10 protein-coding genes and 1 pseudogene are annotated in these 8,711 nt (G+C 65.5%); 3 read left to right on the forward strand and 8 right to left on the reverse strand.

All coding sequences use genetic code 11. The annotated features are described in order from the left end of the window. Nucleotides 1-784: AraC family transcriptional regulator (locus EOA36_RS18740; RefSeq protein ID WP_145969214.1), on the reverse strand; the 784-nt coding region annotated here is incomplete at its 3' end. Between the two features lie 208 nt (nucleotides 785-992). Between EOA36_RS18740 and EOA36_RS18745 the strand changes: the two genes are divergently transcribed. After that, entirely contained in the window at nucleotides 993-1,568 is a 576-nt protein-coding gene (locus EOA36_RS18745) for a DUF308 domain-containing protein (RefSeq protein WP_127278903.1), read from the forward strand. Nucleotides 1,569-1,632: 64 nt separating this feature from the next. Here EOA36_RS18745 and EOA36_RS18750 read toward each other — a convergent pair. Together EOA36_RS18750 and EOA36_RS18755 are read right to left on the reverse strand one after the other, a co-directional pair. Next, nucleotides 1,633-2,387: pseudogene (locus tag EOA36_RS18750) on the reverse strand (sulfite exporter TauE/SafE family protein). A 44-nt stretch (nucleotides 2,388-2,431) separates the two neighbouring features. Further along, entirely contained in the window at nucleotides 2,432-2,635 is a 204-nt protein-coding gene (locus tag EOA36_RS18755) for a hypothetical protein (protein ID WP_127278904.1), read from the reverse strand. Nucleotides 2,636-2,759: 124 nt separating this feature from the next. On the opposite strand from EOA36_RS18755, the gene EOA36_RS18760 reads away from it, so the two are divergent. After that, on the forward strand, nucleotides 2,760-3,632 hold the full coding sequence (locus EOA36_RS18760) for a LysR substrate-binding domain-containing protein (RefSeq protein ID WP_127278905.1): 873 nt from the start codon (nucleotides 2,760-2,762) through the stop codon (nucleotides 3,630-3,632). A 21-nt stretch (nucleotides 3,633-3,653) separates the two neighbouring features. Here EOA36_RS18760 and EOA36_RS18765 read toward each other — a convergent pair whose 3' ends face one another. The 5 genes from EOA36_RS18765 to EOA36_RS18790 all read right to left on the reverse strand — a co-directional run bounded on the left by EOA36_RS18765 (nucleotide 3,654) and on the right by EOA36_RS18790 (nucleotide 7,560). Beyond that, complete coding sequence (locus tag EOA36_RS18765; RefSeq protein WP_127278906.1) at nucleotides 3,654-4,352, reverse strand: RES family NAD+ phosphorylase; 699 nt, start codon at nucleotides 4,350-4,352, stop codon at nucleotides 3,654-3,656. Further along, nucleotides 4,346-4,756, reverse strand: a complete 411-nt coding sequence (locus tag EOA36_RS18770) for an MbcA/ParS/Xre antitoxin family protein (RefSeq protein ID WP_127278907.1) — start codon at nucleotides 4,754-4,756, stop codon at nucleotides 4,346-4,348. The genes EOA36_RS18765 and EOA36_RS18770 overlap by 7 nt, the downstream gene beginning before the upstream one ends. 332 nt (nucleotides 4,757-5,088) lie before the next feature. Continuing rightward, the gene (locus EOA36_RS18780; RefSeq protein ID WP_127278908.1) at nucleotides 5,089-6,522 is read right to left on the reverse strand and encodes an aldehyde dehydrogenase family protein; all 1,434 of its coding nucleotides are present in this window, start codon (nucleotides 6,520-6,522) and stop codon (nucleotides 5,089-5,091) included. 166 nt (nucleotides 6,523-6,688) lie between these two features. Next, nucleotides 6,689-7,072, reverse strand: a complete 384-nt coding sequence (locus EOA36_RS18785; protein ID WP_127278909.1) for an ACT domain-containing protein — start codon at nucleotides 7,070-7,072, stop codon at nucleotides 6,689-6,691. 2 nt (nucleotides 7,073-7,074) lie between these two features. Continuing rightward, nucleotides 7,075-7,560 carry a GNAT family N-acetyltransferase gene (locus EOA36_RS18790; protein WP_127278910.1) on the reverse strand — a complete coding sequence of 162 codons (486 nt, stop codon included), beginning with the start codon at nucleotides 7,558-7,560 and terminating at the stop codon, nucleotides 7,075-7,077. Nucleotides 7,561-8,380: 820 nt separating this feature from the next. On the opposite strand from EOA36_RS18790, the gene EOA36_RS18800 reads away from it, so the two are divergent. Next, nucleotides 8,381-8,711: ester cyclase (locus tag EOA36_RS18800; RefSeq protein WP_127278911.1), on the forward strand; the 331-nt coding region annotated here is incomplete at its 3' end.

An 8,711-nucleotide genomic window follows, 5' to 3' on the forward strand; every position in this document is an offset into this window, starting at 1 on the left:
CGCCCACGCGCGCGTCCCGCCGGGCCAGCAGATCGCGGGCCAGGCCCAGGCGCCATTCATTCTGGTAGCGCAGCGGTGAACGCCCGACGAGCGCGGCGAAGCGCTCGCAGAAGCTCGAACGTGACATGCCGGCCTTGTCGGCCAGTTCATTGATGCTCCACCGCTGCAGCGGCCTTTCGTGGATGGCCTTCAGGGAACGGGCGATGCGGGCATCGGAAAGCCCGCCGAGCCAGCCCGTCGCGTGCCCTTCATGCACCCAGCTGCGCAAGGTGCGGATGACCATGAGATCGATGATGCGGGAAATCATCAAGGCAGCACCCGGCTGGGCGCCGCTGGTTTCGACCATCAGGAACGGCAGCATTCCATCGACCCACCCTGCCCCCTGGGCACGCTGGATGTGAATGCAGTGCGGCAAGGCGAAGATCATCCCCCGCAGGCTGTCCGGATCGAACCAGAAGCGGCAGACGACGATCGCCACGCGCGGATGCGACGCCACCAGCCGCGACGCGCCGGGACCGCGAGGCAGCAGCACGAGGTCGCCGGCCTCGATGACGGCGGCGGCCTGGTCCTCGCTCTCCATGCGCAGCGCGCCGGCGGTCACCACGACGATATGAGCCTGCCCCTCGTCGAGATCGAGTTGCTCCGCCTCCGCCAGCGTGCGTGAAAAGACCTCGTCGCCGGTAAGCCTGATCTGCGCCAGCACATGCGAGAGAAGGTCGCCGGAGACACCCGCACGCGGCCCTCCATCCGGAAGAATGGTCAAGTTTTCAGGCGATTCAATCATGGATATGGCCGACCGGTTCTCATACATTCCTTGGCAAGGATAGCGCCTTTCCCATTGATTATGCGCTGTTTTCGCCTTGGCGCAAAGCCATTCCCGCGCCGAGGGCGCGAGAATGGGCTGTTCCAATCATCCAACCCCGAGGGCGTGATCAAGCGGGTCAACCCGCCGCCTCTCAGCCTCGGGCCATCCAACAAGACAGGACGTTCCAATGAGCACTCAAACCATCCAGGCGCCCAGCGGCGTTGCCGCATCGCAGTGGCTGAAGTCATATTATTTCCTCCGCGCCGGCTTTTCGGTCGCGTGGGTGGCGGCGGCCTTCACCCTTGGCAAAAGCGCGCCGCCGGTCGCGGCGATACTGCTGGTCGCCTACCCGGCCTGGGACGCGATCGCCAATATTCTGGACGCGCAGCGCAGCGGCGGCCTGAAGGCCAATCCCAGCCAGGCGCTCAACGCGGCGGTCAGCACGATCACGGCGATCGCGGTCTTCATCGCCCTTGGACAGGGCCCGCATGCGGTCCTGGCGGTGTTCGGGGCATGGGCCATTCTCTCCGGCCTGTTCCAGCTTGCCACCGGCGTGCGCCGTTGGCGGGCAGGCGCGCAATGGGCGATGGTGCTGAGCGGTGCGCAGTCGGCGCTTGCCGGCGGCTTCTTCATCAAACAGGCGATCGGCGCCGCGACGCCCGGCATCATCGATATCGCGCCCTATGCCGCGTTCGGCGCCTTCTATTTTCTCGTCTCGGCCATATGGCTGAGCGTCATGCAGGCACGCAAGCGCACCGCTTGATCCTCCAAAATGCCGGGCCCCGCCGAAACACTCGAAAGAGGTTTTGGGGCCTGGCTTTTTTAGACTAGCCCTGCAGCGCAGCCTCCAACGCGAGATAGGCCCCGAGCGCCAGCAAGCCGGCGAAGAACACCGTGCGAAAAGTCTCGACGCTCATCCTTTGGCGCAGCGCCTGGCCGACGACCATGCCGGCCAGCGCCGGTGCCAGGGCCAGCACCGACCCCGTCAATTGCGCCGTCGGCGAGGCAAGCGCGCCGGCCCTGAACAGTCCGAAGCCGAGGGCCAAGGTCGATACGGTGAAGGAGAGGCCAAGCGCCTGGATCAGGGCTTCCCGGTCCAACCGCAACGATTGCAGATATGGCACCGCCGAATGACGAAGACGCCGGTGGCGCCGGTGACCAGCCCGGTCGCCACGCCGACCAGCGGCGATATCCAGGCCTCGTGGCGCGCCGGCGTGGTGAAGCCGGCCTTGGCCAGGCCGACAAGCGCGTAGAGCATCAGCGCGGCGCCAAGCCCGGCCGAGGCGATCATCGTGTGCGCGCCGGTCAGCAGGCCGGCGCCGGTCACGGTGCCGACGACGACACCGGCCATCATCGTCCACAGCCGTTTGCACAAGCCGCCGAAGGACGGACCGGTGAACAACTGCCACAGATTGGTGACCAGCGACGGAATCAACAGCAAGGCGGCGGCCTCAACCGGCGGCATGGCCGCCGCCAGCAGGCCCATCGCCACGGTCGGCAGCCCCATGCCGACGACGCCCTTGACGAGGCCGGCGGCGAGAAACACGAAACCGATGAAGGCGACGGCGCCGATGCTTAGCATGGATGGACGTTCATTATGGATGGAACTCGAGCATGCCAATCCGGTCAATCATGCAACAACATGTCCGTCGCCTCGGCATCCGGGCTTGCCGGCACGGCATCGCGGCTGACGGAAGCCGCCGCCGCGGCGCATCCATGCGAACCAGGCTGCGCTTGCGCCATGGCAAGCGAGGCCACCGCGATCGCCAGCACGATCGCCGCGCTTTCAAGAATGCCTAGCCCTTGCCGGCCTGATGTTTTTTCACGCATCCCTTATCTCCGTCGCAAATGATTTGACGGACATGCGGGCCGCCCACAATGTGGAAGTTGCGCTGCCAGCCTTCGGCCTGAACGAAGGCTGATGCTGGCGCGGCACGATTTGCGGGAGCGAAAAATGCGTTTCGACCTCACCGATCTCCGGCTGTTCCTGCTGGTGGCCGAACGCGGCAGCATCACGCACGGCGCCGAACTCGCCGGCCTGGCGCTGGCCTCGGCCAGCGCGCGCATCAAGGGCATGGAGGAAAGCCTCGGCGCGCCGCTTCTGGAGCGGCGCCGGCGCGGCGTGGTGCCGACGGCGGCCGGACAGGCGCTGCTCCACCATGCGCGCGCGGTGCAGAACCAGATCGAGGCGATGGCCGGCGACCTCGGCGCCTATGCCACGGGCCTGCGCGCCCGCATACGGCTGATGGCCAACACGGCGGCGACCAGCGAACTCCTGCGCGACACGCTGCCGGCCTTCCTGGTCGCGCATCCCGGGATCGACATCGAGCTCGACGAACGCCCCAGCCATGAGATCGCCGAGGCGGTGGCGAACGGTGCCGCCGATCTTGGCATCGCCGCGACCTGGGCCGGCCTTTCGCATCTCGAGCAAAAACCGTTCTTCGTCGACCGCCTGGTGGTGATTACGGCGCGGAACAGGCCCGGCCTCGAAGGCCAGACCGCCAGCCTTGCCGACCTTCTCGGCGAAGCCTTCGTCGGCTTGAGCGCCGGCCATCCCTTGCAGGAGCACATCACCCGCCAGGCCGCCAGGCTCGGTGGCCACCTGCACTTCCGCATCCGCGTGCCCGGCCTCGACAATGTCTGCCGGCTGGTCTCGCAAGGCGCCGGCATCGCCATCGTGCCCGAAAGTGCGGCGCGCCGTTCGGCCCGCACGCTGCGCAGCCTGCGGCTCGGCGATGACTGGGCCACGCGCCAGCTCAATCTGTGCGCCCGCCGCTTCGAGGCGCTGACGCCGCAGGCGAAACTGCTGGCGGCGGCGTTGGCGTGAGGACAAGCCGCCCTGCCCTGCTCACACCACTTCGAGCACCTTGCCGGTGTCGTGCTGGCGCACGAAGTCGACGCGGCCGCCGTCCCAGTGGTAGCTGTAGTGGCGGCCCTGGACCGGGACACCGATGACGTCGGGCCAGAAGATGCCGATGCACGCTCCGTCCGGCATGCGCACGCTGTTCCACACCAGCCCGTCGCTTCCCGAGGCCCGCAGCGCCCGCCCTTCCGCCTGCGACGCCGTGTAGTCGTCGGGGTCGAGCACGCCGGGCACGGCGTTGACATCGTCGAGGTCGCGGTCGACGCTGCCGATCAGCACGCGGAAATCGGCCGTCCAGCCCGGCGCCTCGTTGGTGGCGCGCATGAATTTCTGGTGATGGTGGATGGTTTCGGCGAGCGCCACGTCCTCGCTGTCGCCGGCATAATAGATGCCGTAGCTGCCGTCGGAGAACCGGCCGGGCCGCAAGGTCGAGCAATGCACGAAAGGCGCCATGACGAAACTGGCGCCGGGACCCGAAACCCGCCTTGCGGCCGGCACCTTGCCGAGATCGCCGAGCTCGAGCCGGATGCGCGGGTTGGTCTTCTCCTCGACGGCGGCCAGCGCCTCCCAGTCGCGCGGGTCGGCGATGTCCTCGAACAGGTCGATCGGCGGATGGATGGAGCGGATGATGCGATAGGTCTGTGGCCAGTGGACGCGGCGCCGGACCGCCAGCCCACTCACCATGCACCACGCTCCGCGTCGAGCCATTCGCGCATCGCCGCGAGATCGGAGATGTCGCCGCGCAGCATCAGGTCGAGCGCCGACTGCCCGCCGAAAGTGGCATTGGGCTTGCGGATCCAGGCATAGCCGCGCGCCGGCTCGGTGAAGAGGTAGCGCAGCCCCTTGTGGATGCCCATCAGATGCGCCATGCGGGTGCGCAGGTCGCGGTCGATCCGGCCGATGCCGCCTTCCTTCCACCGTGCCCAGGTGCGGGCCGAAATGCCGCCAAGCAGCACGCAGGCCTCGAAGTCGGTGAGGTTCCAGGCCTTGAACAGATTGACCGTGGTGCGCGCCAGCGCACCGGCCTCTTCATCCGATATGGCCGAGCCGACCGCGGTCGGCGTCGTGGTGATGGCTTGAAGCTGCATGTTTAGACCTCGCTAATGGCAGATATATAGCATGTATCTGCCAATTGGCAAGGAGGGGGGGGTATGGCTGAGCATATCAGTGTGGGCCTTGTGACCGAGACCGCTAATCGCCGAGGTCGGCGCCGCCCCTCATTGCCCTGCCGGACATTTCTCCCCGTATAGTGACGGGGAGAAAGATGCAGGCCGCAATGCCGGCGCCGCCTTCGCAATGCTGGAGATTGGCGAAATCATCCGCGAAAGCGTCCTTCTCCCGTCACTATACGGGGAGAAGATGCCGGCAGGCAGATGAGGGGCGGCGCCGGCCCCTCTCCAGCTACGCTGCGGCCAAAGAACTACTCCGCCGCCTCATAGCCCGCGATGCCCTTGATCTCGAGGAAATCCTCGAGCCCGTATTCGGCATATTCGCGGCCGTTGCCGGACTGCTTGTAGCCGCCGAAGGGCAGGCCGGCGTCCCATTGGGGATAGTTGATGTAGACATTGCCCGAGCGCATGCGCGCCGCCACGTCGCGGGCCTTCTGCAGGTCCTTGGCCTGGATGTAAGAGGCAAGGCCGTAGACGGTGTCGTTGGCCTGCTCGACCGCCTGCTCGACCGTGTCGTAGGGCAGGATCGCCAGCACCGGGCCAAAAACCTCTTCGCGCGCGATGCGCATGTCGTGGGTGACGTCGGCGAACACGGTCGGCCTGACATAGTAGCCGCGATTGAGTTCGGCAGGGCGGCCGGGGCCGCCGGCGACCAGCGTCGCACCCTCGTCGATGCCGCTCTGGATCAGGTCCTGGATCTTGTCGAACTGGACCTGGCTGACGACAGGGCCGAGCTTGGTGTTGGCGCCGTCGGCCGGGCCGACGGTGAATTTTTCAGCCGCGACCTTGGCGTATCCGGCGGCCTCGTCATGGCGGTCGCGCGGCACGAACATGCGCGTCGGCGCGTTGCAGGACTGGCCGCTGTTACCGAAGCAGCCGGCGACCCCCTTGCTGACGGCGGTGGCGAGGTCGACATCCGGAAACAGGATGTTGGCCGACTTGCCGCCAAGCTCCTGATGCACGCGCTTGACGGTGTCTGCTGCGGCCTTGGCCACCAGTATGCCGGCCCGCGTCGAACCGGTGAACGACATCATGTCGATGTCGGGGTGGCTGGACAGCGCCTGGCCGACGCCCGGGCCGTCACCGTTGACGAGGTTGAACACGCCCTTCGGCACGCCGGCCTCATCGATGATCTCGGCGAAGATGATGGCGTCGAGCGGCGCGATTTCGGACGGCTTCAGCACCATGGTGCAGCCGGCGGCGAGTGCCGGACCCACCTTGCAGGTGATCTGGTTCAGCGGCCAGTTCCACGGCGTGATCAGGCCGACGACGCCGATCGGCTCCTTGACCACGAGATGGTTGCCCTTGACATGGCGGAACTGGAAATTCTTCAGCGTCTCGGCCATCTTCTGCAAATGCGCGAGACCGACGCCCACCTGGCTGTCGAGCGCCATCTGGCGCGGCGCGCCCATCTCGCGCGATACGGCAAGCGCCAGGTCCTTGCTGCGCTTCTTGTAGACCTCGATGACGCGGTTCAGGATATCGAGGCGCTCCTCGACCGAGGTGAAGCCGTATGTGTTGAAGGCGCGCTTGGCGGCGGCCACCGCCTTGTCGACATCGGCCTTGGAGCCGAGCGAGATCTGCGCGAAGGCGTCCTCGTTCGACGGATCGATGACGTCGAGCGTGTTGGGCACCACAGGATCGACCCACGCGCCATCGATATAGAACTGCAGATCGTGTGACATGGTTTTCTCCCTGGGGGTGCCGCATGGCCGGTCCGGCCGTGATATCGGGCTAGAAATAACGATGCGCGAACGGCGCTGTCAAACGCAACCCCCGAAATGGTTGAGCCAGCGCGCCAGGGATTGAGCCAGAGCGCCAATCGTTGATCAGCGGGCGGCGATGAGCTGCCTAGAGCAGCGTATGCCCGGCTTCGCGCAGAAATCCTCTAGCCGCGGGCTCGTCTGTCGCTTTCACCAGCAGGTGGTCGCCATCGAAGGTCGATACCAGGAAGATGCCCAAACCGTTTTCCGACAGCGGCCTGATGACGGACAGCACAATGCCGGTTTCGTCGAACGCAAAGGGCCCCTGCAACTTGAAGGCGACCCAGTCGCGATCGTGCTTGACGGCATCCGGCACGCGATCCTGAAGGCAGGTGATCGAGAGCTCGTCGTCGGTTCTGGTGATGCTGACGAAGCCTGGTCCGTCAGCCCAGGCAGGAATGCCGTCACCGGCTTGAAGCCGCGAAATCGCATACAGGCCGGGGAGTTGCTTGAGCTTGATCCTGGCAGCCATCCTCACGCTCCGGTTGGTGGGCATCCAACAAGCCGCTTGCTCATATAGACCGTCGTTCCGTTCAGGAACGGCTCCTCCCGATCGATCGTATAGCCAAGCTTGCGATAGAGCGACACATTGGCTTCGAAGGCGCCGTTGGTCAACAGTCGCAGCTCCGCGCGTCCCGCCGCGCGCGCCTTGGTTTCCACGCGCTCCAGCAGCAGCCGGCCGATGCCCCTGCCCTGCGCCTGCGGCGCAACGCAGACATTCTCGACCCACAGGTGATCGTCGGCGAGCAAAGTCTCGATCATGCCGACGATGCGGCCGTCCTCGACGGCGAGATCGAACGGATGCTCGGCGACAGCCTTGTCGTAATCGGCACGCATCGGCAGCGGCTCGCGGCCGATCACCGGCACCCATCTGGCATAGGCGGCACGCACGATATCCCTGATCGCGGCGGCGTCGGCAGGCTCGGCCGGCCGAAACCGGATGGAAGGATTGGCAATCATCAAAAGGCTCCAGACATGAAAACCCCGCCGGCTGATGGTGCGGGCGGGGCGGGAAACGAACAAACCGGATCTATCGTGCCGGATTTATCGTCGCGCAATCAGCCTGCCGCTCCGCGCTATGCAGGAGCGGCCTCGCTTGGTGTTGGCGGGCGCGCGAGCGAACATGGCGGCAAGCTGGCGCAGGAAGAGCGGTGCGTCAAGATCTGGGGATTGGCCCAAGCCCCCGACTTCGTCATCCACGGGCGAAGCAAGGAGCGTAGCGACGCGGCGCAGACCCGAGGATCCATGCCGCGACTTCCAGGCGCCGCAGCGGTGCAGAATCGGGCTCCGCTGCACCTGCCACCAAGGTCGCGGCATGGATCCTCGGGTCTTCGCGACGCCGCCCTCATCGCCCTGCCGGGCACTTCTCCCCGTATAGTGACGGGGAGAAGGGGCTGGCGGCAGCCTCGGCGTCCTCCTTGCAACGCAGGTGATTGGCTAAACCGGCGATTGCAGCGTCCCTCTCCCCGTCACTATACGGGGAGAGGATGCCGGCAGGCAGGTGAGGGGCAGTGCCAGCGCTCGAAAAATGAGCGAATTCGAAATCCGAAACGATTGCCCTGTTCAACACTCCTGCGCCGTCGGCCTAGACAGGATCTTGTTGATGTCGACCTCATCCGGCTGGGTCGTAGAGCGCGCACGCCTACTGCGACATCAGCCTGCTCGCTGCTGGTCGATGCATTCCGGTACCGGGGGCTGGAACGTCTGGACTGTGCCCACGGTCGTTCTATCTTCCGGTCGAGCATGATCTCGTCCAAGCGTCAGCAACGGAGCCATCACCGTGACCGAAACCGATCTCTATCGAGGCTATATCGACTGCCTCAACAATCAGGATTGGCAAAGGCTGCATCGCTTTGTCCATGACGAGGTGCATTACAACGGCGACCGCGTCGGATTGTCAGGCTACCGCGACATGCTGGAGCGGGATTTTCGGGAAATTCCCGACCTCTATTTCGATGTGCAACTGCTGATCTCCGATCCGCCTTTCATCGCCAGCCGCCTCCAGTTCAACTGCACGCCCAAGGGAACGTTCCTCGGCCTGCCCATCAATGGCAAAAAGGTCTCCTTCAGCGAGAACGTCTTCTATGAATATCTGAACGACAGGATCAGGA

Source organism: Mesorhizobium sp. M8A.F.Ca.ET.021.01.1.1 (genome assembly GCF_003998025.1).
Lineage (GTDB): Bacteria > Pseudomonadota > Alphaproteobacteria > Rhizobiales > Rhizobiaceae > Mesorhizobium.